The sequence below is a fragment of the Nonomuraea sp. NPDC049269 genome, from assembly GCF_043197155.1.
In the GTDB taxonomy this organism is placed as follows: Bacteria; Actinomycetota; Actinomycetes; order Streptosporangiales; family Streptosporangiaceae; genus Nonomuraea.
The window spans coordinates 348,166-371,163 of record NZ_JBICSO010000007.1 but is presented as its reverse complement, the minus strand read 5'-3'; the positions used below and the strand labels follow the sequence as shown (position 1 = coordinate 371,163).

The window sequence follows — 22,998 nt, the reverse complement described above, 5'->3', positions numbered from 1 at the left end:
GCGGCACAGCTCATCCGTACTTTTCCGCATACGTACGGGCGGTGCGCAGTAGCTCGGACTCCATCCACTCGGCGGCGGCCAGCGTACGCGGGAGCAGGTGGCGCTCCGTGGTGGCGGCGCGGAGCAGCAGAGCCGCGGTGATGTCGTGGTCGGGGCGGCGGACGACGGTGATCGGGTCGTCCGCGCGGATCTCTCCCGGCGCGATCACCCGGAGCAGCGCGCCGGTACGGCCGACCTCGATGAACCGCTTCATCCAGCCCTTCTCTCCGACCCACCCCGCGAACGTGCGGCAGGGAATCCGGCCGGCGGTCACCTCGACCACCAGGTCGGAGCCCACCTGCCAGCGTTCGCCGATCAGCGCCTCGGTCACGTCCAGCCCGGATGTGGTGAGGTTCTCGCCGAAGGCGCCGTTGGCGAGCGTACGGCCGAGGGCCAGCTCCCAGGCGTCCAGGTCCTCGCGGGCGAACGCGTACACCGCCCGGTCACTGCCGCCATGGTGGCGGCGGTCGCAGACGGCGTCCCCGGCCACGCCGCCGCCCACCGTGCCCTTGGGGCCGACGGGCGACACCTGGACCGGCCCCGTCACCGGGCGCTTGTCGATGCCCGTCATCCCTCCCGGGGCATCGGTGTAGTCCACGGGCATGGGGCGGCCAACGTTCACCGACAGAAGTCTCATGGTTCCCAAACTATTACTGATCATTGGAGCGAACACTTTTGGGGTGATCGGTGAAGGAGGGGGGACCGATCCCCGCTACGGAAGACAGGCGATGACTCGAAGAGCTACGACATGGCCCAGATGACGGAGCGGGAGGAGGACGCCGCGATCATCGAGCGGTCCTTACGGGAGCCGGAGTGCTTCGCCGAGCTGTTCGACCGCTACCACGCGCCGATCCACGGCTACGCCGAGCGGCGGCTCACCCGGCCCCTGGCCGACGACATCGCCGCCGAGACGTTCCTGATCGCGTTCGGCCGGCGCCACACCTACGACCTGTCCCGCCCGGACGCCCGGCCCTGGCTGTACGGGATCGCCTCGAACCTGATCTCCCGCCACCACCGGGCCGAGGTCCGGCAGTACCGCGCGCTGGCCAGGACCGGTGTCGAGGAGAGCAGCGAGGACCACGCCGACCGGATCGCCGGTGAGCTGGCGGACCGCCCCCGGCTGGCGGCGGCGCTGGCCAGGCTGCCCGCCGCCGAGCGCGACGTGCTGCTGCTGGTCGCCTGGGCCGACCTGACCTCCGAAGAGGCGGGCAAGGCGCTCGGCGTCGCGGCCGGCACGGTCCGGTCCCGGCTCCACCGGGCCCGTACGAAGATCCGCGCCGCGCTGGACCCGGCACTCACCAGGAAGGGCAGTTGATCATGAACGAACACCCGGACGCCGATCTGGACGCCCTGCGCCGGACCTGGCCTGAGCCCGCCCCGCCGTCCCATGACACCTATTCCGCCGCCAGGGCCGCGCTCCTCCAGGAGGTCACCGCGGCGGTTCCCCGGCGTGCGCGCCGCTTCCGCCTGCCCCGCTCGGGCGGGCGCGTCCTCGCGGTGGGAGCGCTGGCCGTCGCGATCACGATGGTCGCAGTGGTCGTCGGGAACCCCGGGGGAGTCGACGTGCCGCGCCCGATCGTCCCCGGCCTGGCGATGCCGGCCGCCAACGCGCAGGTACTGCTCCACAAGGCGGCCGCCGTCGCCCGGGACCGGCCCTTCACCGCGCCCCGCCCGGACCAATGGATCTACATGGAGACACGCCTCCAGGGGGTCGACAATGCCGCCCCAGGCGAGGTGCAGACGCCGGAGACGCCGCTGAAAACCACCGTGGATCGGGCCTGGACGCGGGCCGACGGCAAGGTGTTGGTCACCTTCGAAGGCGGCAAGATGGTCCGCTCGCCCACCGGAGGGGGCATGCCCCCCACCAGCTTCGCCAAGGTGGCGGCGCTGCCGACGGATCCCGATGCGCTCCTGGCCTGGCTGTACGGAAACATGGGCGATCACGGCGAGAAGCGGGATGTCATCGCCTACAGACTGCTCGGCTCCCTGCTCAACAACAACCTCGTCCCCCCGGCCCAGGAGGCGGCCGTCTACCAGGCGATGGCCAAGATCCCCGGGGTGACGGTGAACCCGGACGCGGTAGACGTCGCCGGACGTCCGGCGCTGGCCGTCGGCGCCATCGAAGACGGCTGGGTGGGTCACGAGATCCTGCTCGACCGGACCACGTACACGTACCTGGGCGAGCGTGCCGTCGCCATCGCCGACTACACCTCCCCTGAGAAGGGCACCACCACGAACGGGGATCAGAAGATCGTTACGTTGGGGGACTCCCACACGATCAAGAAGGGGACGATCATGACCCTCGCCGTCCGCCTCGCCATCGGCATCACCGACAAGCCCGGAGTACGGCCCTGAACGGTGGTGCGGCCCGCCTGCGCCGATGGGCGGTGCCGACAGCCTCGCTGCTGCTGGTGCTCCCGTCGGCGGTCAACCTGGCCGGCGGGCTCACCTGGATCTGGACACCGTCGCTGCCACTCCCACTGCTCCACGTGCTGACGCGGGCCGGCCTGCTGGACGGGTGGTTGGTGCTGGATCTCCTGGCCGCCTCGGGCGTGCTGGGCGGGGCCGCCTTGGCGGCGCTGGCGGCGCGGGAGAGGACCGCCGCCGTCCTGCTGCTCGCCGCGGTCTCGGCGATCAGCCTCGCCGCCGCCGTGATCGGAGGCGTGTGGCTGCCCACATGGTACGGCGTGGCGTACGGGGGAGCGCTGGTCATCTTACGGAGCTCTGGCCGACACCGCTCCGTCTGATCGTCGGCCAGGTCAGCGCTTCGACTCGGCGATCGTTGCCGTCCGGTCGCGGGGCGGTGGCTGGATGTCGGCCTTCATGCCCCAGTCGGAGAGGTGGACGTCGCAGACGAAGCCGAACCATCCCTGGCCGCTGGTGGCGCCCTTCATAGCCTCGGTTTCCGGCTCGCGCCACTTGCTCCACGCTCGGCGTACGAGCTGGTCTTGGCCGATCCACAGACGCCAGGAGACAGTCCAGTCGGCGTATTCGGGCTTGCTCAGGGGACTGATGTCCTTGGCCGGGTGGGCGTCGTTCAACTGGCCGAAGGTGATCGTCCCCTGATAGAGGGTGGTGCGGGTGCCGTCGTAGGTGCCTGCGGGCCGTCGGCTTGTGGTGGTGGCGAGCACGGCTTTGAAGGTCGCCGGCTCGTCGAGGCGGATGTATTCCGATCCCACGGCCAGTTGGCAAGGCCATTTGTAGGTGACCCACGTCTTCCCATGGGGAAGTCCCTTCGGCTTGTACTGCCAGCCGCGCTCGCCGATGCAGAGATTGCGGGTGCCGCGTTTCGCCGAGTTGTAGTCCCGCAGATCGGTCGCCACAACCTTGCCGTTGCCGAACCCGATGACGCCCTTCTCGGGTTCGAGGCGATCCCAGTCGAGACCGGAGTTGAAGGTGTCGCGTTGGTCGATTCGCACGCCGTGGCCCTTGACGAGCTGGCGTTGCATCGCGGCGACCGGGTCCGGCGCGGTGCCGGCGCCGGCGGCGGGTGCGCCGGTCAACACCGATGCGGCCAGGGTGAGGGCCGCGATCGCCTTTGCTCCTCGTGATGGCATCCGATGATCTTCCCAGGAACGCATCTCACTGCGATCACATTGTGAACGTTTCACCGGCCGCACCCGAGGTGACCCGGGAAGACCCGGAGGCCCCGAATCCGCGCCTTGACGCTCCCCGTACGGCCGAGAAGACTCACCGGCGATCCCCTCAAGTGTTAGCGATAACAGCGAGGTGGCACATGGCGCGATCCATCGTCTCCCTGATGACCGTCCTGGTCATGGCGGCGGCGGTGATCGCCGTCCGCCCGGCCGGTGCGGTGGCAGCGGCCTATCCCAATCCCGGGTACGTGACCGGCAGCATCGGCGTGCACGATCCCTCGGTCGTGAAGACGTCGAGCGGCTACCTCCTGGCGAATACCGGTAACAACATCGCCCTCAAGACGTCCACTGACCGCACGGCCTGGCGGGACGCGGGTGTGGCCTTCCCCGGCGGCGCGTCATGGACGCTGCCGTACACCGGCGGCGGCGCCAGCCTGTGGGCGCCGGACATCTCCCGCCACAACGGCAAGTACTACATGTACTACGCCGCCTCCACGTTCGGCTCCCGCAACTCGGCGATCTTCCTGGCCACCAGTGCCACCGGCGCCTCGGGTACGTGGGCCAACCAGGGGCTGGTCATCTCCACCACCTCGTCCAGCAGCTACAACGCGATCGACCCCAACCTGGTCACGGACGCCGCCGGCAACTGGTGGCTGTCGTTCGGATCGTTCTGGACCGGTATCAAGCTGATCCCGGTCAACTCCTCGACCGGACTGCGCTCCGGGACCGCGCTCTACTCGATCGCGCAGCGCACCGGCGGCAGCACGGCCGTGGAGGCGCCGTTCATCTTCCGGCACGGGTCGTACTACTACCTGTGGGTCTCGTTCGACCTGTGCTGCCAGGGCGCGTCCAGCACGTACCGGATCATGGTCGGGCGGTCGACCAGTGTGACCGGCCCGTACGTGGATCGCAACGGCACCGCCATGACCTCCGGCGGCGGCACGCAGGTCCTCGCCGGGCACGGCGGCATCCATGGGCCGGGCCATCAGGCGGTGATCACGGACAGCGACGCCGACGTGCTCTTCTACCACTACTACGCCGACAACGGCGCCTCGCTGCTCGGCATCAACCTCATCGCCTACGACAGCGCCGGCTGGCCCTACGTCTACTGAACCCTCACCCCTGGAGCCAGGCATGCTTCCCGCGAGAATGTGCTCCCTCTCTCTCGTGCTCGTCATGGTCCTCGCCCTGACCTGGACCATGGACGTCAACGTCGCCTCCGCCGCCGTGGCCAAGCAGGTGGAGAACCTGGATCGCGGCCTGATCAGCGTCCATTCCAGCGGCGGCAATCTGGTGTCCTGGCGCCTGCTCGGCACCGAGAGCATGAGCACCGGGTTCAACCTCTACCGAGGCGGCACCCTCCTGAACTCGTCGCCCATCACGAGCTCGACGAACTACCTCGACTCCGGCGCCGCGGCGACTTCCGCGTACACCGTCCGCGCGGTGGTCGGCGGCGTCGAGCAGGCGCCCTCAGCGGCGGCGACGCAGTTCGCCAGTGGTTACCTGGACGTCCCGATCCAGCGGCCCGCCGGCGGCACCACCCCCGACGGGGTCGCCTACACCTACAGCGCGAACGACGCGAGCGTGGGTGACCTGGACGGCGACGGCCGCTACGAGTTCGTGCTCAAGTGGGATCCGTCCAACGCCAAGGACAACTCCCAGTCGGGCTACACCGGGAACGTGTTCGTGGACGCGTACAGGCTGAACGGCACCCGCCTGTGGCGTGTCGACCTGGGCCGCAACATCCGGGCCGGGGCGCACTACACCCAGTTCCAGGTGTACGACTACGACGGCGACGGCAGGTCCGAGGTCGCGATGAAGACCGCCGACGGGAGCGTGGACGGCACCGGCAAGGTCATCGGCTCCGCGTCCGCGGACTACCGCAACTCCTCCGGCTACATCCTGTCCGGGCCCGAATATCTGACCATGTTCAACGGCCAGAGCGGGGCGGCCATGTCCACGGTCTCCTACAACCCGCCTCGCGGAACCGTGTCCAGCTGGGGCGACTCCTACGGCAACCGGGTCGACCGGTTCCTGGCCGGTACGGCGTACCTGGACGGGCAGCGGCCCAGCCTGATCATGGCGCGGGGCTACTACACGCGTACGGTGATCGCCGCCTGGGACTTCCGCGCCGGGGCGCTGACCCAGCGGTGGACGTTCGACTCCAACGTGTCCGGCTCCCAGTACGAGGGCCAGGGCAACCACCAGCTGGCGATCGCGGACGTCGACGCCGACGGCCGGGACGAGATCGTCTACGGCTCGGAGGCGATCGACGACAACGGGAGCCCGTTGTGGAACACGCGGCTGTTCCACGGTGACGCCCTGCACGTCGGCGACCTGATCCCGGCCCGCTCCGGCCTTGAGGTGTTCAAGCCGCACGAGAACACCAACCAGCCCGCCACCTCCATGGTCGACGCCCGGACCGGCGCCGTCATCTGGACGAACCCCTCCTGCGGCTGCGACAACGGGCGCGGCGTGTCCGACGACGTGTACGCGGGCAGCGCGGGCGCCGAGTCGTGGTCGGCGGCCGTCTCCGGGCTGTACAACACCTCCGGCGCGAACATCGGCCGCAAGCCCGGCTCGACCAACTTCGTGGTGTGGTGGGACGCCGACCCGGTCCGCGAACTGCTCGACGGCACGCACATCGACAAGTACGGCACCGGCGCGGACACCCGCCTGCTCACCGGTTCGGGCGTGCACGCCAACAACAGCACCAAGTCGACCCCATCGCTGTCCGCCGACCTGTTCGGTGACTGGCGCGAGGAGGTCGTCTGGCCGACGACGTCGGAGACGGCGCTACGGATCTACAGCACCCCCACCGCCACGACGCAGCGGCTGTGGACCCTCATGCACGACCCGCAGTATCGGGTGGCGATCGCCTGGCAGAACAGCGCCTACAACCAGCCGCCGCACCCGGGCTTCTTCCTCGGGAACGGCATGTCCACCCCGGCCCAGCCGAACATCTACGTGCGCTGAGAGAGTCTCAGGAGGCGGCCTCGGCCCAGTCGCCGTTGGTGACGGTCGCGGCGACGCGTTCGGCCAGGCCGGAGGCCCGCCGGGTGAAGCCGGTCGGCGGCGGCCCGCCCGCGAGCCTGTCCAGTGCGCGTAGCCAGGGGCGGGCCTGGTCCAACGCCTGCTGCTGAGCCTGCTCGGCACCGACGCTGGCGAGGTGGTCGTCGGCCCATCCCGCCACGGCCCGGGCCAGCAGCTCATGCTCGGCACAGGCCTGGCGTACCTTGGCCTCCAGCCCGGCCACCTGCGCCAGCAGCAGCTGCAGCCGGCGCGACCGGGAGGTGCGCTCCAGGCCGTCCAGCTCGGCCAGGCGCTGCGGCCAGAGCAGCAGTTCGGTCAGTTCCGCGCAGGTCGCGGCGACGATCGCCGTCCGGCCGGCCTGGCCGTCCTCCTGCTCGGCGTGCAGTCGCACCGCGGTGGCGACGGCCTGTTCGGCGCTCTTCCGGTAGTCGGCCAGCCGTCCGCTGAGTGCGCCTTGCAACAGCCGTACGCGATGCTTCAGACAGCCCGCGCTCCAACCCTGCACCAGCACCCGCTCGGCGGTGGCCTCGGCGTGCCAGCCGACCCGGGCCACCTGCCGGGCCATGCGCTGGTGCACCACCCAGGACGCCTTTCCCTCGGCTCCGGTCAGGTCCGCCCAGACGCGCACCCCGCCCAGCGGCAGTGGTACGGCCTGGAAGCGTGCCTGATCGGGCGACAACGGCGCACAGATCCGCTCGATCACCTCACACTGCGGCACCGATAACACGGAGCGCCGGCCTCTCGGGGCTGACTCGTGGTGGGCCATCGCGCGGCTCCCTCCAGCAGGGCTCTACAAACCCACACTCAGGACAACGTACTAATCGCTTGGCCGGCGATTGTGGTGAAGCATGTCTCTTGGGTCAGCGGTGGATGTTCGCGCTAATGTGGCAAAAATCAGCTTATGCCGAGTTTGGTGATGATGGGCTTGTTGAGAGCGGTGATTGTGCGCAAGGTGGAATGTCAGAAGGTCTCCGCTCAGCCGGTATGACGCTCATGGCGGACCGTACCAGGCACTATTGCTTGCTGGAGCGGCATCTGTTGGTCCGCGGGCCGGTGCCGGTCGACCCGGTCAGCGACCTCCATAAGGCGGGTGCATATCTGTTCGAGCTTGTCATGGGCTTGATTGCGCTCCGCGATGATCGCCGCCAGCAGCAGGGCGGTCAGTGACGCGGCCCCGTTGAACGCTTGAAGGGTGACCATGTTGAGGAACAGGTCGTGCTTGGCGAACGGGCCGGAACCCTGCGCGGCCGCGACGATCGCGACCGTCACCACGATCAGCGCGCATGCCGTGGCGCCCGCCAACTGGAACCGCAGGGCGGCCCAGATCAGGAACGGGAAGACGAGGAAGAGCAGATTGATGGAGCTCATCGTCGCCACCAGCGTGACGAGGAGCGTGCCCACGGCCAGGGCGATCGCCTCGATCCAACGGGACAGGTGAGCGTCCCACGGTGTCCGGGACGTGCGCAGCACCAGCAGAATGGGGGTGATCACGAGAACGCCCATCGCGTCGCCCGCCCACCACACCGACCACGTCGGCCAGAAGTCACTGCTCTGGAGTCCACCGGCGAGCAGGAGCGCGCCACTGCCCACCGTCGCGCTGATCACCATCCCCATCAAGGCGCCGAGGAACACCAGCGCCAGCGCGTCCCGCAACCGATCCAGCTCGATGCTGAAACGCGCCCGGACGAGCATGAGATAAGCGCACACCGGAGCGAGGGTGTTGCCCACGGAGATCGCCACGACCGCGGGCAACGTCGGCCCGATCGACAGGTTGACCAGGAACGCACCGAGAGTGATCCCGGGCCAGAACCGGACGCCCATGAGGAGGAGACAGGCCAGCGCGATGCCCGTCGGTGGCCAGAGCGGCGTGACCTGCCCGCCGACCAGCTCCTGCCGCAACCCCACCTTGGCGGCCGCGAAATAGGCGCCTGCGACGGCGAGGACCCGCAGGACGTTCATCACATGCGACCGGGGCCCATCGTTGTTCAGCATGTCGCCTCACTCCCCGTCACCTGCGAAAACTGCCCCCCATGACATTCTGCTACGGGATGAGCGGGACACCGACCGCTGGATGTGGTTCGCGCGCACGCACCGAGCTGGGCTGCAACTTCTGCAGCAGTCGAGGTATACCTCCGGTTTGATGCGCTACGGGCGGTGACGGAGTTAGCGTGGCGGATGCACATCAGCGCCGCATCGCTCGTCCGGCGGGTGTCCGCGGTCCACCCCCTGCTTCTCGACGGCGCTCTGGCCCTGACGCTGGTCGTCGGGACGTGGCTGTGGGAGATCTACGAGCCGGGCAAGGGCCGGCCCGCCGACGCCTTGTCCCTGACGCTGAGCCTGCTGGTGAACGGGCCGCTGGCCCTGCGCAGGCGGGCGCCGGTCGCCGTCCTGGTGGTCTCCACCGTGGCGGCGCTGGTCTACCACCTGCTGGGCTACCACTTCGTCCTCAACAACATGGGCCCGCTGGTGGCCCTCTACACCGTCGCCGCCCACCGGTCCCCGGCGGTCTGTCTGGCCGGGTCGGCGCTGCTCGTGACGGAGTGGGTGCACGCCGGGCTCCACCAGCCCGGCATCGCGCTGTGGTCGGCCCTCGGCCAGTCGCTCCTGGTGGCGGCCGGCGCCGTGGGCGCGGGCACGAGCACGCGGCTGCTGGTCGAGCGCACCGGGCAACTCGCGGAGCTGGCCGACCAGCTCCGCAGGGAGCAGGACGCCGCCGCCCGCCGTGCCGTCACCCACGAACGGCTCCGGATCGCCCGCGAACTGCACGACGTCGTCGCCCACCACATGTCGGTGATCTCCGTTCAGGCGGGCCTCGGCCGTTACGTCGCCCTGTCCGACCCGGCCACCGCGCACGCCTCGCTGGGGGTCATCGCCGACACCACCCACGAAGCGCTGGCCGAGATGCGGCGGCTGCTGTCGATCCTGCGGATCGAGGCCGACGACCAGGACGAAGGGCTGTACACGACGACCCCCGGGCTCCAGGGCCTCGAACTCCTGGCGGAGCGGATCCGCGCCGCCGGGCTGCCGCTCGAGGTGGTCGTCGAGGGAGCGGCCAGGCCGCTGCCGCCCGGCCTGGACCTGTGCGCCTACCGCATCGTCCAGGAGGCCCTGACCAACGTGCTGAAGCACGCCGGCCCGGCCAGGGTGGAGATCCGGGTGACGTACGCCCCCGCCAGGCTGACGTTACGCGTCACCGACGACGGCGCGGCGTTCACCGGGAGCCCTCGTTCTGGCGGTCACGGATTGATCGGCATGACCGAACGTGTCAGGCTTTATCAGGGAACGATCACCGCAGGGCCGCTGCCGCTGGGCGGATTCGAGGTGCTGGCGATCTTCCCGCTGCCCCCGCCCGACGATCAGACTCAAGAAGCGAGCTCATGATCAGAGTGCTCGTGGTCGACGATCAGGTGCTCATCCGTGCCGGTCTGGCCGCGCTGCTGCGCGCGGCGGGCCTGGAGGTGGTGGGCGAGGCGGCCGACGGGGAGGAGGCCGTCCGCCTGGCCACCGCCGTCAAGCCCGAGGTGATCCTGATGGACATCCGGATGCCGGGCATCAGCGGCATCACCGCCACCGAGCGGATCCTGGCCGCCGCCGAGAGCACGCCGCCCAAGGTGCTCATCCTCACCACGTTCGACCTGGACGAGTACGTCTTCAACGCGTTGCGACTGGGCGCCAGCGGCTTCCTGCTCAAGGACACGCCGCCCGAGCGGCTGATCGCCGCCATCCACACGGTCGCCTCCGGTGACATCCTGCTGGCCCCGATCGCCACCAAGCGGCTGATCGAGGCGTTCGCCGCCCCGCCGCAGGAGGCCGCCGTGTCCCCGCCACCGGCCCTGGACCGCCTCACCAGCCGCGAGACCGAGGTGCTCGGCCTGGTCGGCCACGCCCTGTCCAACAGGGAGATCGCCGAGCGGCTGTCGGTGAGCGAGGGCACCGTCAAGACCCACCTCAACCGCCTGATGGCCAAGCTGGGCCTGACCAGCCGCGCCCAGGTGGTCGTCCTGTCCTATGACTGCGGCCTGGTCAAGCCCGCGTCCCGGTAACCTGGGCGATACCCTGACGCATATGGGCATGAAGATCATTGTCGACGACCTGTCGGGCGCGGAGATCGCCGCGTTCCTGGACGAGCACCTCCAGGAGATGCGATCCATCACGCCTCTGGAGAGCAAGCACGCCCTCGACCTCGACGCGCTCCGCAAGCCCGAGGTCACGTTCTGGACGGTCATCGACGGGGACACCCTCGTGGGCTGTGGCGCGCTCAAGAGGCTGGACGCGGAGCACGCCGAGGTGAAGTCGATGCGCACCCGGCCGGTGCGCAAGCGGAGCGGGGTCGCGTCCCTGCTCCTGGCGCACATCATCACCGAGGCCAGGCGCATGGGGCTCACCCGGCTGAGCCTCGAGACCGGCTCGGACGAGTTCTTCCTGCCCGCCAGGAAGCTGTACGAGAAATTCGGCTTCGAATACTGCGAGCCGTTCGCGGATTATCGGTCCGACCCATATAGCGCATTCATGACTAAGACGCTCTGAACGTCGGCGACTGTAGCGCGGCCGGTAGATGTTTGAGGGCTGTTCGATAGCGGAAAGTTGGGGGACATTCCGACATTTGGAGATCCCTGAATGACGACCCCTCCTCTGCAAATACCGGTCCCTGGTGAGCTGGCGTCCAGCACGATTCACCGCTATCGGGACGAGAACGGGCCGGTGTTCCGCATCGAGCTTCCGGGCAAGGTGAATGCGTGGGCCGTGACCTCGTACGACACGGTGAACGCGGTCCTCTCCAACGACGACATCCGCTTCAGCAAGAACCCCGAGAACTTCACCGCGCTGCACGACGGCACCATCTCCCCGGACTGGCCGCTGCGGCAGCTCATCGAGGGCGAGCACCTGCTGGTCAAGGATGGAGCGGATCACCGCAGGCTGCGCGGCCTGGTCAACCGGGCCTTCACCCCGGCACGCGTGCAGGGCCTCGCCGCGCGCATCCAGGAGATGACGGACGAGCTCCTCGACCGGCTGGCGGACGAGGGGGAGGTGGTGGACCTCGTCCGGCATTTCACCGAGCCGCTGCCCGTCAACGTGATCTGCGAGCTGTTCGGTGTGCCCGCAGAAGACCGGAACCAGATCCGCCTCTGGAGCGGCGTCCTCCTGTCGCACACCGCCACCCCGGACGAAGCCGGCGCGACCGGGGCCGCCCTGCTCGGGTACCTGGGCCGGTTCATCGACAGCAAGCGCGGCGATCCGGGTGACGACCTCACCACCGGGCTCATCCGGGCGCAGGAGGACGACGGGGACCGGCTGTCCGACAGCGAGATGGTGTGGATTCTGTGGCTGGTGCTGATCGCCGGTCACGAGACCACCGTGCACCTGCTCGCCAACGCGGTCATCGCCTTGTGCGCGGACCGCGACCAGCTCGACCTGGCACGTACGAAGGACGCCTGGGGGCAGGTGGTCGAGGAGTCGTTACGCAGCCGGAACTCGGTGATCAACGTCCTGTTCCGCTACCCGCTGGAGGACGTGCGGCTCGGCGACGTGACGATCCCGGCCGGGGAGCCGATCATGATCGCGGTCGCCGGCACCGGGACGGATCCGGCCAGGTTCGGCGGGGACGCGGGGCGCTTCGACATCGCGCGCGGCCAGGAGACGCATCTGGGGTTCGGCCGCGGGCCGCACTTCTGCCTGGGGGCGCCGCTGGCCAGGCTGGAGGCCCGCATCGCGCTGTCCTCGCTGTTCGGCAGGTTCCCCGAGCTGCGGCTGGCGGTCGATCAGGGCCAGATCGCCTACACCCCGTCGATGATCACCGAAGGGCCGGTCGAGCTGCCCGTGGTGCTGGGGCCCGCCGGCTGAGCTCCCGGCGGGCCCGCGATCGCCTGACCTAGGCGGGGCTGGTGGTGCCCAGGAAGTAGTACTCGCCGATCGGGGTGGTCGGCACGACGTAGGTGTCGCTGACGCTGACCACCCATCGGTAGGTGCCCGCGGCCTGGCTGGTGCTCAGGGTCTTGACGGTGGTGCCGGTTCCGGTGGTCGCCACCTCGCTCCAGATCGGGGTGCCGAACGGCCCGCAACAGGAGTACTTCTCCAGGCTGAGCCGCATCCGCGCGGTGCCGGGTCCGTCCATGCAGGCGGTGTGGGTGCCGGCGCCGGCGGAGGTGAAGCCGTAGATGCCGGGGTCGGGGATGAGCATGCCGAAGCTGCCCTGGTGGGCCGTCAGGTCGTTGAAGTGGTGGTTCGGGTGGCCCGCGCACTGGGTGTTCACGGTGGACAGGGTGAGCCCGTACGCGTTGAGGATCTCGTTGACCGGCTGGAAGAAGGTGGTGCCACCGGCGCTGCAGTTGCCGGAGCCGCCGGAGGTGACGCCCTGCGCCTGGTAGCCGGAGATGAACGGGCCGCCGGAGTCGCCGGGCTCGGCGCACACGTTCGTCCGTACGACCTCGGTGACCGTCCCCTGGGAGTAGGTCACGCTGACGTTGCGCTGCTCGATGACGCCGCAGTGCCAATGCGTGGTGGAGCCGGACCGGCACACGGCCGACCCGGCCGGCGCCTCGGCGGAGCCGAAGACCGGCACCTGCTCGGTGCCGTAGGCGTTGACCGCCGGGCGCGCGACCCACTGCGAGTTGACCGCGACCCAGGAGTAGTCGTTGCCGGGGAACGACGAACCCTGGAACGTGCCCTGACTCTGCCCGCCCGGCCCGGTCGTGGTGAGTCCGGGAGTGCCGCAGTGACCGGCCGTGACGAAGCCCTGCGTGCTCCCCTGGGTCACCGGGAAGCCGATCGAGCAGCGTGAGCCGCCGGCGATGTAGTAGGCGTCGCCGCCGCGCAGGTTCTGGAACGTGACCGGCCGCTCGGCGATGGTCTCGACCCGTACGGCGGCGCGGTCCACACCGCTCGCGGCCACGAACGCCGCGCCCGCGGCGGCGTCCAGCGCCTGCACCACGACGGCGTTGGCCTGCTCGTCCACGAACCAGACCGGGACCTTCTGCCCGGAGGCCTTCTCAGCGGCGGTGTCCAGCGCGCTCTTGACCGAGGTGAGCGCGGCCAGCGACCGGCCGACGACCTTCGCCTGGGCACCTGCCGCGGTGACGGTGGTGGTCGAGGCGGCATCGGTGGTAGCTACCACCAGCCTGCCCTCCTGGTTCACCCAGGATCCGGCGTACCGGTCCTTGAGCTGGGCGCGCAGCCTGGGCTGGAGCCGACGGGCCCGCTCCTCGTTGCCCAGGCGGGTGATGGCCTGTTCGCGGGTGAGGCCCAGGTCGCGCCGGAGCGCGTCGAGCACGTCCGGCGGCGGTGCCACCGTGGCGGCGGGGGCTGCCTCGACGGGGACCGCGAGGGGAGCGGCGGCGGCGGGAGTGGCGGTGAGCACGAGAGCGATGATCGCGAGCGCCGCGCCCGCCGCCGACGGGCGGTAAAGGACCATGGAAGCTCCTCGGATCGGGGGGTGCCGCCACGGTATGACGGGGCCGATCATCGAGGGGCATACCATCCGCGCATATCGCGGCCTTATGGCGCCGGGCCCGGTGCCATAAGGCCGCCGTCTAGCTCGGGATCGGGTACGGGAACGCGCCGGTCACGCCGATCTTGTCGTACTCCATCTTCGAGGTGTCGAAGCCGTCCGCCCAGTTGGCGTTGGTGACCTCGTTGCACTTGTACGCCTGGTACTTGTCGTCGCTGACCTTGCCGACCTCGACGTTGGAGATGGCGAAGCCGCAGCCGCCCGCGTCCATGTGCACCCCGCGCGTGCCGGAGTCCGGCATCTGCCCGGCGGGGTCGTTGATGACGTCGCCGATCACCATCTGCGAGACGTAGTTGTCGATCGGATGCGGTTCGACGTTGTGCACGCCATAGGTGTAGAAGGCGCCCATGTCGCCGCTGTCGAGGCCGGTCTCCTCCAGGCGGATGTAGGAGAACCGGTTGTTCCTGGCGTAGTTGTCCTCGTTCTTGATCTCGGGGCGGACCTCCAGGCTGATGCCGTAGCGGGCGCTGTGCTTGACGACGATGTTGCTGACGGTGTTGTTGCCCGTGCTCATCAGCTCGATGCCGGCCGCGTCGCCGGGGACCAGCTCGCCGACGTGGTAGATGTAGTTATTCGTGATCGTGTGATGTCCGGAAATGTCGCCCTCGCCGGGGTAGCCGCCCTCGACCTTGATCCCGTCGCCGCCGAGGTTGTCCAGCAGGCTGTCCGACACCTTGACCCGCTCGTTGGCGAAGAGCAGGAAGACGCCGGTGTATCCGCTGTCGGACAGGTGCAGCCGGGTCAGGTCGATGTCGCGGGAGTTCGTCACGGTGATCATGCCGAACCTGTTGCGCGGCATCTCGATCTGCCGGTCGTAGATCGGGTACTTGTGCTCGTAGCCCGAGTCGCCGGGGCCGTTCCACCCGTACCGGTACCAGTCGACGAAGTCCGAGTACTGCAGCGTCAGCCCGTCGAAGGCGAGGTTCTGCACCCGGTGCTCGGGGGAGGAGCCGGCCAGCGAGATGATCGTCTTGACGGTGGGCGCCATGACCTTGTCGATCGAGCTCTTGGGCCAGTAGTAGACCTCGCTGTTGGCGAAGTCGAAGTAGTACTCGCCCGGCTGGTCCAGGAAGCGCAGCGTGTTCTGCAGGAAGTAGCGTGAGCCGCTGCGGCTGTTGACGAGGGTGAAGCGGGCGTCGTTGTTGAGTGTGAAGAAGTTCTTGCGGAAGTCGGCTCCGCCGAGCGGCACGGTGTCGGTGAACCAGCTCCACGACCCGCCGGACCAGACGACCATCTGGGCGTTCTTGTCGAAGTCGGCGTCCCACTCCTTCGGGATGTCCTTGGCGTCGAAGAAGAGCCAGTTGTGCACGGCCTGGTATTCCGCCTCGGGCGTCACCGAGAACAGATACGGCGACCACAGGTCGTCGCTGGTCCTGTTCGGGTAGCGGGCGGTGGTGGCGCGCTTGCCGTCCTCGAAGAGCGTGTAGAAGCTCCGGTCGACCTTGGTCTTGTAGATGGTGTCGTTGTACTTCTGCCAGCCGGTCAGCGGCTTGGCCCCGAGCAGCCTGGCCTTGCCCGGACCGTCGGCGCTGCGATAGGTGATCTTGTGGCCGTTCGCGCCGGAGTCGGCCTCGGTGAAGGTGATCGTCTTGTCGACGACGTAGTCACCGGCCTTGACGTTGACGACGATGTCGCAGTTCTGGTGGCCCTTCTTGGCTCGGAGCCGGTCGCGGGCCTGCTCCACCGACTTCCACGGGCGCCGGGAACTGCCGTCGCCCTGGTCGCTTCCTGAGGTGGAGACGTAGTAGTCGCAGGTGGGTTTGGCGGCCGGGGTCGGGGTCGTCAATCCGCCGATCAGTAAGACGATCGCGCTCAGAGACCTGAGGATCACTGGCTCTCCTTCATGTCCCGCCACCGCTCGTACTCGGCGCGGGTCTCGGGGGTGAGTGGGTAATAGTCGGAAAGCGCGCCGCCCTCCTCGATGCGGGCGCGGCTGTAGCGCTCCCACTGCTCGTGGTCGGCGGCGGCCTCAAGGACGGACGCGGCCCGCCGGCGCGGCACCACCACGGCGCCGTCGTCGTCGGCCACGCACAGGTCGCCGGGCAGCGCGAGCGCCCCGCCCACGGCCACGGGCACGTCGTACGCCCACGGGAACAGCTCCGCCTGCGAGGCGTACTGCGGGGTGGCGCCCGTGCACCAGATCGGCACGTCCAGCTCGGCGACCCGGGGCAGGTCCCTGATCCTGCCGTCCACGACGATCGCCGCGCCGCCCTTGCGCTTGAAGTAGCGGACCAGCATGTCGCCGAAGCAGCCGGTGTAGGCGCTGCCGTACGCCTGCACGACCAGCACGTCGCCGGGCTCGATCTCCTCCAGCACGGCCCACAGGGCGGTGTGCCGCTCGACGTACTCCTGGCCGAGCCCGGAGGCGATGTCCTCGCGCTGCGGCATGAACTGCAGCGTGCGGATCCGGCCGACGACCTGCTGGCCTGGCGCGATGGGACGCGGCCCTTCGACGAAGGTCCGCCGGATGCCCTGGCCGTGCAGTTTGGCGCAGGCGGTGGCCGAGCTGATCCGGGACAGCCCGGCCACGAGGGCGGGATCGGGTTCGGCGGGTTTTGGCCCGCGAACAGGAAGGTCCCAGATGGGGTCGTCCATGAAACTCCTCAATAGGCCCGGTACGGGTCAGTGGTGACGGCGCGGCTCAGTAGTGCTGGTGCGACGGGGTGCGGGCGCGGGCGGTCGTGTGCAGGTCGAGCCGGATGCGGCGGCCGGGCGGCAGCTCCACGAGCAGCCGGGGCCCGCCCACCGCCACCTCCCGCTCGGCTTCGGTGATCGGGGGAGTGGTGTAGGAGCGCGGGTCGCCCGGGTAGCCGGGCTCGGCGCCGGTCACCACCGCCCGGTCGATGTCGTGCTCGCCGAACGCGCCCGCCTGCACCACGACCCTGCGGGTGCGGCTCAGCCCGAGGTTCACCAGCTCGACGCGAACGCCGTCCGGCCGTACCGAGTCGACCAGCGCGGCCACGTCGGCGGGCAGGCCGGGGCGGTGGCGGTCGGCGTCGAAGTAGGCCAGCCGGGCCGGCAGCAGCCCGCCGTTGTAGAGGACCTGCGGCGTGCCCGTGACCAGTTGCAGCAGCGCCTCGGTGAGCACCGGGTTGAGCCGCTGCCAGTGGTGCACGTGGATGGCGGACAGGTCCGCGTGGTCGGCGTCGATGAGCGCCATCCGCCGCTGCACCTGGCCGAGCGCGGTGGCTAGCATGGCCTCGGGGAAGCCGGGGTTGGCGCCGCGCAGGAACTCCAGCCAGGGCGCCTCGTGCCCGGCCTCCTCCTTGTTGCGGAACGCCCGTACCGTGGTCCAGTCGTAGCCCGAGGCGGCCCGCAGCCGGTCGATCCGGTCCGCGTCCTGTTCGGCCAGACCCGTGTGCCACAGCCAGACCGGCAGGCCGAGCTGTGGCGGCTGGAAGTCGAACCAGCCTCGGTCGTCGTGCCGGTTGGGCACCAGCATGGTGGGCCGCCCGGCCTCTTCGCCCAGTTCGGCCAGCCATCGGTCGCTGGTGCTCATCTCCGTGCCGGTCACGGGGGCCTGCCTGGCGTGGCCGTACACGGTGTCCAGAGGGTCGCGGCCGATGGCGAGCGCGGCCTGGTCGCCGGTCAGCAGGTGGGCGTTGACCGCGGCGATCGCGGCGGCGGCGCCGACGCTGTAGAGGCCGTGCGGCCACTGCCAGCCGTAGATGCCGCCGTACCACCGGCCGCCGTGCAGCTCGCCGACCTTGCCCGACGGGCCGACGTTGTCGGGGAGCACGCCGTGGTTGGCGGCGGCCCGCTCCTGCCAGGCACCGATGTAGCGCAGCGCCCAGTCCCGGTAGCGGTCGTCGCCGTCGTACAGCCAGGCGTTGACGGCCAGGCTGGTGGCGGCCAGGTTGATCGCCACGTCGCCGCGGCCGAGCCGCTCGCTCATCGCGGCGCCCATGCGGCCGGCGTTGCCGGGGTCGGCCAGGTCCGCCCAGGCCGTGATGCCCGGCAGGTCGCGCAGCGGCAGCCCGTACGGCCGCATGCTGTCCAGGTCCGCGTGGTAGGAGGCCCATTCCCGCTGGAGGCCGTACCGGGGGCCGCCCGCGCCGTTGTGCGGGGCGCGAATGAGGTCGAGTTCGGCGTCGTAGTTGGCCGAGCCGGGCAGGTAGAGCCCGGCGAAGCGGCGGGCCAGGTCGCGGAAGCGCTCGTCGCGCGGGTCGGCGGCGCAGATGCCATAGAACAGCAGCAGCGACTCGCCCTGATGGAACCAGTCGTAGCCGCGCTCGAACTCGTCCACCAGGTAGCCGAGCTCGGTGAGCTGCGCGGTCACGCCCTCCCAGTGGTGCTTGGCCGCGTCGAGCAGGTCGTCGGCGCCGCCGAGCTGGTAGAGCGCCGGCCAGTTGAAGAACGCCTCATAGAAGTCGTCGGCGCCGTCCCGTTCCTCGCCCTGGCCGTGGTAGATGAGCCGGCCGTCCGGCCCGCAGTAGCGGGCGGCGAAGGCCCGCCACGCCTCGTCCAGCGCGTCGAACAGCCGGCGTTCGAGCACCGCCCAGACCGGCGGCGCGCCGAGGGGGACGGTCGCCTTGATTTCCCGCAAAGTCATCCCTTCGTGGCCCCGGCGGTGAGGCCGCTGATGATGTGGCGTTGCATGAAGACGAAGAAGACCAGCAGCGGGGCGATGGCCAGCAGCAGCGTCGGGAAGACCACCGTGTAGTCGGTGGCGTACTGGCTGACCGCCGCGTAGACGCCGGTGGTCACCGTGTACAGGCCGCTGCCGGGGCCCAGGATGATCTGCGGGTTCACGAAGTCGTTCCACACCGAGAAGGTGTTGAGGATGACCATCGTGGCGACCGCGGGCCGCATCAACGGGAAGACGATCTGCCAGAACGTCCGCAGCCGCCCGGCCCCGTCCACGGCCGCCGCCTGGTCGAGCACGGCCGGGACGGTCGCGATGTAGCCCGCGTACAGGAAGATCGAGAACGGCAGCGTGAGCACGGTCTCGAACAGCACGAACCCGCGGATCGTGCCCATGAGACCGAGCGTCTTGAGCACGTAGACCACCGGGATGACCAGCACCTGGCCCGGAATGAAGGTCCCGGCCAGGAAGAACAGCATCAGCACCCGGAAGCGGCGCTTCGGGCTGCGCGCGATCACGTAGGCCGCGGGTGCGGCCAGCACCACGGAGAGCACGTTGACCGCCACCACGAACAGCAGCGTGACCGCGTACCCCTTGACGACGTTGAACTGCGGGTTCGTCAGCGCCCTGCCCAGGGGCTCCAGTGTGAGGCTGCCCAGGCCGAACGGGTTGGCCAGGATGTCCTGCTGGCCCTTGAACGCGTTGACGGTCAGCACGTACAGGGGGATGAGCATGAAGGCGACGGTCGCCCAGAGGAAGGTCCTTCTCACTGGTGCACCGCCAGCTCGCCCCGCCTGCGCAGCCTGGTCACCACGAACGCCAGCGCGCCCGTCACCAGCATGAGCAGCACCGACTGCGCCGAGCCGAAGCCGAGGCGGGCGTCGTGGAAGGAGTTCCACAGGATGAGGTAGGCGACGGTCTGCGTCTGCCCGGCCGGGCCGCCCGCGGTCAGCGACACCACCAGGTCGTACGTCTTGAGCAGCGTCACCAGCGACAGCACGATGTTGACCGTCACGGACGGGCCCAGGGCGGGCAGCGTCACGTTCCTGAACACCTGCCATCGGGTCGCGCCGTCGATCCGCGCCGCCTCGATCAGGGAGTGCGGCACGGCCTGCAGCCCGGCCAGGTACAGCACCACGTTGACGCCGAACCCCGCCCACACCAGCACCGCGATCATGGTGACCGTGGCCCACGTCGGATCGGACAGGAACGGCAGCACCTCGCCGCCCCAGGAGGTGACCAGGTTGTTGACCGCGCCGGTGGTGCCGAGGATCGCCGACCAGAGGAAGCCGACCACGAGGGCGCTGAGCACGTGCGGGTAGAACAGCACGATCCGGAAGAACGTGTTCGCCCTGGAGACGCCGTTGACCAGGAGGGCGAAGCCGAGGCCCAGGAGGTTGAGCCCGGCCGTGCCCGCCGCCGCGACCAGCAGGGTGACGAAGGCGGCGCGGCGCAGGTCGGGGTCGTCCAGAAGGTCGAGGTAGTTGGCGGCGCCGACGAAGGCCGGGTCGGCGCTGAAGCCGTCCCAGTCCGTCAGGCTCAGGTAGAGGGCCAGGCCGACCGGGACGATCAGCATCACGGTGTAGAGGACGGTGGCCGGGCCGACCATGATCGCGGTGGCCCATCCGTCGCGTCTCCTGGGCTTCCGCCGCACTACCGTGGTGGTGACAAGGGGTGCTACCCGGGTGAGCGTCATGACCGGCCGGCCAGCCAGCGGTCCACACCCTCGGCCACTTCCTTGGGCGACTTGCCCACGTACAGGCCCTGGACCTCGGTGTTCCAGGCGGCGTTGAAGCCCTTGGGCAGGGTCGCGTCGCCGTACCCCTCACCCTGCGGGACCCCGGAGGGGGCGCCGTCGAGGATCTGCTGCACCTGCTTCTCCAGCGGGGTGAACTCGCGCTCCACCCCGGCACGGAAGTTGCCGTCCTGCTTGAGCTGGCTCTTGACCGCCGCCGGGTCGGTGACCAGCCACTGGACCAGCTTGATCGCCGCGTCCTTCTGCGGGGTGGACTTGAGGATCATGTACGGGGCCGCCATCGTGGCGCCCTGCGGGCCCGGGTACCGCTGGCCCTTGTCGACCGGGGCGGGGAAGACGCCTACCTCGAAGTCCTTCTTGGACTTGGCCTCGGAGGCGGTGAACCAGCTCCCCATGACGTACATCGCCGACTTGCCGGACAGGAAGGCGGTCTCGGCATCGGCGTACTTCATGCCGAGCGCGTTCTTGTCCACGTACCCCTTGTCGATCCAGGTGCGGTAGCGCTCCAGGTACGGCAGCAGCGACTCGCCCGCCTTGACCTTGCCCGCCTTGACGTCCTGCTGCCAGGTGGGCAGCGCCTGGGCGCGCGACGGGTTGGACAGCTGCAGCACCTGGAGCCCGGTCAGGAACTCCCCGCCGGTCTGCAGCGGCAGCCACCCGGCCGTCTTGAGCTTGCCCATGACCGCGTCGAAGTCGTCGAGCGTGGCCGGCGGCCGGTCGATCCCGGCCTTCTCGAAGGCTTTCTTGTTGTAGAAGACCAGCGACTGCGCCTGGACTCCGACGCCGACCGTGTAGATCTTGCCGCCCAGCCTGGCCTGCTCGGCCAGCGGCGTGTCCTTGGCCCACGGCTGATCGGTCAGGTCGAGCATCTGCTTGGCGAGTGTCTCGTCGGCCGTCAGCGTCTCGACCACGTCGGGGGCGTTGCCGGCGGCGAGTTGCTGCGGCAGCGTGTCGGCCACGCCCTTGCCGGTCGGCGCCTCGATCTTGACGTCGATGCCGGGGTTGGCCTGCTCGAACGGCTTGACCAGCCCGTCCCAGTACGCCTGGGTGAGGTTCGGGGTGATGTTGACCAGCATCCGGACCGTGGCCTGGCCGCCCCCGCTCGGCCGCTCCTGGCTGTCACCGGCGAAGCCGCCCCCGCCGCAGCCGGCGAGCAGGGACAGGCATCCGATGGTGGCCAGGGCGAGGAATGGACGTGGGGAGCGCATCGCACCTCCAGGGGAGACGCCTTTTAATGGGTCGTCACTCGATTAACGATTATTTAATACGTAGGTCACGTAGGCTCGTCAAGGGCCACGTAAATAGGTTTCCAGCGGGTTGCCTGAGTCATAAATACGTTAGGATGGGCGGATGGCGGGACGCGAGGACGGCAAGCGGCTGGTGCTGGGCGCGGAGGAGCTCGCCGCCCTGCGGACATGGGCGGAGGGCGGCGGCGAAAGCCTGCGCCTGCGCAGCCGCATCGTGCTCGCCTGCGCCGACGGTCTGCCCCGCAACGAGATCGCGACCCGGCTGGCGGTGAGCCCCGCGACCGTGACCAAGTGGCGTGACCGGTTCGTCGAACGCGGCCTCGACGGCCTGGCGGACGCACCGCGCCCCGGCCGCCCGCGCACCGCGGAGCGGCAGGAGGCCGAGCGGGTGATCGCGGCCGCGGTCACCGGGTCGGCCGTGCCGTCCACCCGTACGATGGCCAAGCAGCTTGGCCTCTCACAGTCCACGGTCGCCCGAATCTGGCAGGAGCAGCAGGTCACGCCGCCCACGGCCCGGCTGATGCCCAGGGAGCTGTTGTCCGACCGGGTCTACGCGCTGCTGCGCGGCTGGATCGTGGCCGGCGAGCTGGTGGCCGGGCAGCGGCTGGTGGAGTCGGAGATCGCCCGCCGGGTCGGCACCAGCCAGGCCCCGGCCAGGGAGGCGATCAAGCGGCTGGCGCACGAGGGCCTGGTCATCTCCTATCCCAACCGGGGCAGCTACGTCGCGGAGATCTCCGACGAACAAGCCCGCGAGGTCCGCGACATCCGGGTGCTGCTGGAGGAGTACGCCGCGCGCGGCGCCGCCACCCGCGTCCGGCCCGAGACACTGCGGGAGCTCGCGGGCGACGTGCGGGCGATGCGGCAGGCGGCGGGCGACGGCGACATCGGCGCGTTCAGGGACGCCGACCTGGCCTTCCATCGGCGCGTCTGCGCCGCCTGCGGCAACTCCTTCCTGCTGCGGCTGTGGCGGACCATCGAGTCCAACCTGTGGAGCCTGCACGTGGTCGGCAACCCGCTCTACGGTGGCGACTGGGGCGCGATGGCGGACTACCACGACGACCTGGCGGCGACGCTGGCCGCCGGCGACCCGGACGAGGCGGCCCGCCTGTTCGCCGCCCACGCCCGTGGCGAATCCTCTCGGACCCCGCCCCGAAACCGGCCGCCTCGGGCGGACGCCCAGGCCGACGTCCCGGCGGATGCCCAGGCCGACGTCCCGGCGGACGCGTAGGACGTCGGCC

At 69.7% G+C, this 22,998-nt stretch carries 21 protein-coding genes; 10 read left to right on the top strand and 11 right to left on the bottom strand.

The window, feature by feature from the left end:
- Positions 1-10: 10 nt before the first annotated feature.
- Positions 11-676: an MOSC domain-containing protein gene (locus ACGFNP_RS37290; RefSeq protein WP_358317863.1), complete on the bottom strand. Its 666-nt coding sequence runs from the start codon at positions 674-676 to the stop codon at positions 11-13.
- A gap of 111 nt (positions 677-787) precedes the next feature.
- On the opposite strand from ACGFNP_RS37290, the gene ACGFNP_RS37285 reads away from it, so the two are divergent.
- Genes ACGFNP_RS37285 through ACGFNP_RS37275 form a run of 3 tightly spaced genes read left to right on the top strand, consistent with a single transcriptional unit; the run spans position 788 to position 2,786 of the window.
- Positions 788-1,354, top strand: a complete 567-nt coding sequence (locus ACGFNP_RS37285) for an RNA polymerase sigma factor (protein WP_393326823.1) — start codon at positions 788-790, stop codon at positions 1,352-1,354.
- Between the two features lie 2 nt (positions 1,355-1,356).
- Positions 1,357-2,394 carry a CU044_5270 family protein gene (locus ACGFNP_RS37280; RefSeq protein ID WP_358317865.1) on the top strand — a complete coding sequence of 346 codons (1,038 nt, stop codon included), beginning with the start codon at positions 1,357-1,359 and terminating at the stop codon, positions 2,392-2,394.
- A gap of 32 nt (positions 2,395-2,426) precedes the next feature.
- Positions 2,427-2,786 carry a hypothetical protein gene (locus ACGFNP_RS37275; RefSeq protein ID WP_393326820.1) on the top strand — a complete coding sequence of 120 codons (360 nt, stop codon included), beginning with the start codon at positions 2,427-2,429 and terminating at the stop codon, positions 2,784-2,786.
- Between the two features lie 12 nt (positions 2,787-2,798).
- On the opposite strand, the gene ACGFNP_RS37270 is transcribed toward ACGFNP_RS37275, so the two are convergent.
- A complete protein-coding gene (locus ACGFNP_RS37270) occupies positions 2,799-3,620 on the bottom strand; it encodes a hypothetical protein (RefSeq protein WP_393326817.1) in 822 nt (273 codons plus the stop codon).
- A gap of 155 nt (positions 3,621-3,775) precedes the next feature.
- Here ACGFNP_RS37270 and ACGFNP_RS37265 point away from each other — a divergent pair, with 155 nt between their 5' ends.
- Together ACGFNP_RS37265 and ACGFNP_RS37260 are read left to right on the top strand one after the other, a co-directional pair.
- Complete coding sequence (locus ACGFNP_RS37265; RefSeq protein ID WP_393326814.1) at positions 3,776-4,747, top strand: arabinan endo-1,5-alpha-L-arabinosidase; 972 nt, start codon at positions 3,776-3,778, stop codon at positions 4,745-4,747.
- A 22-nt stretch (positions 4,748-4,769) separates the two neighbouring features.
- Complete coding sequence (locus tag ACGFNP_RS37260; RefSeq protein ID WP_393326812.1) at positions 4,770-6,611, top strand: rhamnogalacturonan lyase; 1,842 nt, start codon at positions 4,770-4,772, stop codon at positions 6,609-6,611.
- A 7-nt stretch (positions 6,612-6,618) separates the two neighbouring features.
- Here the strand turns inward: ACGFNP_RS37260 and ACGFNP_RS37255 are convergent, their stop codons facing one another.
- Together ACGFNP_RS37255 and ACGFNP_RS37250 are read right to left on the bottom strand one after the other, a co-directional pair.
- Complete coding sequence (locus ACGFNP_RS37255) at positions 6,619-7,386, bottom strand: hypothetical protein (RefSeq protein WP_358317869.1); 768 nt, start codon at positions 7,384-7,386, stop codon at positions 6,619-6,621.
- A 257-nt stretch (positions 7,387-7,643) separates the two neighbouring features.
- Positions 7,644-8,660, bottom strand: coding sequence for an MASE1 domain-containing protein (locus tag ACGFNP_RS37250; protein ID WP_393326810.1), 1,017 nt, complete (start codon positions 8,658-8,660; stop codon positions 7,644-7,646).
- Between the two features lie 162 nt (positions 8,661-8,822).
- On the opposite strand from ACGFNP_RS37250, the gene ACGFNP_RS37245 reads away from it, so the two are divergent.
- The 4 genes from ACGFNP_RS37245 to ACGFNP_RS37230 all read left to right on the top strand — a co-directional run bounded on the left by ACGFNP_RS37245 (position 8,823) and on the right by ACGFNP_RS37230 (position 12,509).
- Positions 8,823-10,049 carry a sensor histidine kinase gene (locus tag ACGFNP_RS37245; protein ID WP_393326807.1) on the top strand — a complete coding sequence of 409 codons (1,227 nt, stop codon included), beginning with the start codon at positions 8,823-8,825 and terminating at the stop codon, positions 10,047-10,049.
- Positions 10,046-10,711, top strand: coding sequence for a response regulator (locus ACGFNP_RS37240; RefSeq protein WP_393326805.1), 666 nt, complete (start codon positions 10,046-10,048; stop codon positions 10,709-10,711). The genes ACGFNP_RS37245 and ACGFNP_RS37240 overlap by 4 nt, the downstream gene beginning before the upstream one ends.
- A 22-nt stretch (positions 10,712-10,733) precedes the next feature.
- Positions 10,734-11,195, top strand: coding sequence for a GNAT family N-acetyltransferase (locus ACGFNP_RS37235; protein WP_393326802.1), 462 nt, complete (start codon positions 10,734-10,736; stop codon positions 11,193-11,195).
- Positions 11,196-11,285: 90 nt separating this feature from the next.
- Positions 11,286-12,509: a cytochrome P450 gene (locus tag ACGFNP_RS37230; protein WP_393326800.1), complete on the top strand. Its 1,224-nt coding sequence runs from the start codon at positions 11,286-11,288 to the stop codon at positions 12,507-12,509.
- Between the two features lie 28 nt (positions 12,510-12,537).
- Here the strand turns inward: ACGFNP_RS37230 and ACGFNP_RS37225 are convergent, their stop codons facing one another.
- The 7 genes from ACGFNP_RS37225 to ACGFNP_RS37195 form a co-directional block, all read right to left on the bottom strand.
- On the bottom strand, positions 12,538-14,076 hold the full coding sequence (locus ACGFNP_RS37225) for a S1 family peptidase (RefSeq protein ID WP_393326797.1): 1,539 nt from the start codon (positions 14,074-14,076) through the stop codon (positions 12,538-12,540).
- A gap of 118 nt (positions 14,077-14,194) precedes the next feature.
- The gene (locus ACGFNP_RS37220; RefSeq protein ID WP_393326794.1) at positions 14,195-16,003 is read right to left on the bottom strand and encodes a right-handed parallel beta-helix repeat-containing protein; all 1,809 of its coding nucleotides are present in this window, start codon (positions 16,001-16,003) and stop codon (positions 14,195-14,197) included.
- The gene (locus tag ACGFNP_RS37215; RefSeq protein ID WP_358317878.1) at positions 16,000-16,767 is read right to left on the bottom strand and encodes a hypothetical protein; all 768 of its coding nucleotides are present in this window, start codon (positions 16,765-16,767) and stop codon (positions 16,000-16,002) included. Before ACGFNP_RS37215 ends, ACGFNP_RS37220 begins: the two co-directional genes overlap by 4 nt.
- A gap of 46 nt (positions 16,768-16,813) precedes the next feature.
- Positions 16,814-18,724 (bottom strand): hypothetical protein, encoded by a 1,911-nt coding sequence (locus ACGFNP_RS37210; RefSeq protein ID WP_393326791.1) that lies wholly within the window; start codon positions 18,722-18,724, stop codon positions 16,814-16,816.
- Positions 18,721-19,527 carry a carbohydrate ABC transporter permease gene (locus ACGFNP_RS37205; RefSeq protein WP_358317880.1) on the bottom strand — a complete coding sequence of 269 codons (807 nt, stop codon included), beginning with the start codon at positions 19,525-19,527 and terminating at the stop codon, positions 18,721-18,723. Before ACGFNP_RS37205 ends, ACGFNP_RS37210 begins: the two co-directional genes overlap by 4 nt.
- Complete coding sequence (locus ACGFNP_RS37200; RefSeq protein ID WP_358317881.1) at positions 19,524-20,453, bottom strand: sugar ABC transporter permease; 930 nt, start codon at positions 20,451-20,453, stop codon at positions 19,524-19,526. Before ACGFNP_RS37200 ends, ACGFNP_RS37205 begins: the two co-directional genes overlap by 4 nt.
- Positions 20,450-21,721, bottom strand: a complete 1,272-nt coding sequence (locus tag ACGFNP_RS37195) for an ABC transporter substrate-binding protein (protein ID WP_393326788.1) — start codon at positions 21,719-21,721, stop codon at positions 20,450-20,452. The genes ACGFNP_RS37200 and ACGFNP_RS37195 overlap by 4 nt, the downstream gene beginning before the upstream one ends.
- 142 nt (positions 21,722-21,863) lie before the next feature.
- Between ACGFNP_RS37195 and ACGFNP_RS37190 the strand changes: the two genes are divergently transcribed.
- Positions 21,864-22,988, top strand: a complete 1,125-nt coding sequence (locus ACGFNP_RS37190) for an FCD domain-containing protein (protein ID WP_358317883.1) — start codon at positions 21,864-21,866, stop codon at positions 22,986-22,988.
- The last annotated feature ends 10 nt before the right edge of the window (positions 22,989-22,998 follow it).

Bases quoted from the DNA above. Each gene is read 5' to 3' on its own strand.
- ACGFNP_RS37200 (WP_358317881.1), bottom strand. From the start codon at position 20,453: ATGACGCTCACCCGGGTAGCACCCCTTGTCACCACCACGGTAGTGCGG.
- ACGFNP_RS37265 (WP_393326814.1), top strand. From the start codon at position 3,776: ATGGCGCGATCCATCGTCTCCCTGATGACCGTCCTGGTCATGGCGGCG.
- ACGFNP_RS37195 (WP_393326788.1), bottom strand. From the start codon at position 21,721: ATGCGCTCCCCACGTCCATTCCTCGCCCTGGCCACCATCGGATGCCTG.
- ACGFNP_RS37285 (WP_393326823.1), top strand. From the start codon at position 788: ATGGCCCAGATGACGGAGCGGGAGGAGGACGCCGCGATCATCGAGCGG.
- ACGFNP_RS37190 (WP_358317883.1), top strand. From the start codon at position 21,864: ATGGCGGGACGCGAGGACGGCAAGCGGCTGGTGCTGGGCGCGGAGGAG.
- ACGFNP_RS37240 (WP_393326805.1), top strand. From the start codon at position 10,046: ATGATCAGAGTGCTCGTGGTCGACGATCAGGTGCTCATCCGTGCCGGT.
- ACGFNP_RS37270 (WP_393326817.1), bottom strand. From the start codon at position 3,620: ATGCGTTCCTGGGAAGATCATCGGATGCCATCACGAGGAGCAAAGGCG.
- ACGFNP_RS37210 (WP_393326791.1), bottom strand. From the start codon at position 18,724: ATGACTTTGCGGGAAATCAAGGCGACCGTCCCCCTCGGCGCGCCGCCG.
- ACGFNP_RS37250 (WP_393326810.1), bottom strand. From the start codon at position 8,660: ATGCTGAACAACGATGGGCCCCGGTCGCATGTGATGAACGTCCTGCGG.
- ACGFNP_RS37215 (WP_358317878.1), bottom strand. From the start codon at position 16,767: ATGGACGACCCCATCTGGGACCTTCCTGTTCGCGGGCCAAAACCCGCC.
- ACGFNP_RS37290 (WP_358317863.1), bottom strand. From the start codon at position 676: ATGAGACTTCTGTCGGTGAACGTTGGCCGCCCCATGCCCGTGGACTAC.
- ACGFNP_RS37225 (WP_393326797.1), bottom strand. From the start codon at position 14,076: ATGGTCCTTTACCGCCCGTCGGCGGCGGGCGCGGCGCTCGCGATCATC.
- ACGFNP_RS37235 (WP_393326802.1), top strand. From the start codon at position 10,734: ATGGGCATGAAGATCATTGTCGACGACCTGTCGGGCGCGGAGATCGCC.
- ACGFNP_RS37260 (WP_393326812.1), top strand. From the start codon at position 4,770: ATGCTTCCCGCGAGAATGTGCTCCCTCTCTCTCGTGCTCGTCATGGTC.
- ACGFNP_RS37230 (WP_393326800.1), top strand. From the start codon at position 11,286: ATGACGACCCCTCCTCTGCAAATACCGGTCCCTGGTGAGCTGGCGTCC.
- ACGFNP_RS37280 (WP_358317865.1), top strand. From the start codon at position 1,357: ATGAACGAACACCCGGACGCCGATCTGGACGCCCTGCGCCGGACCTGG.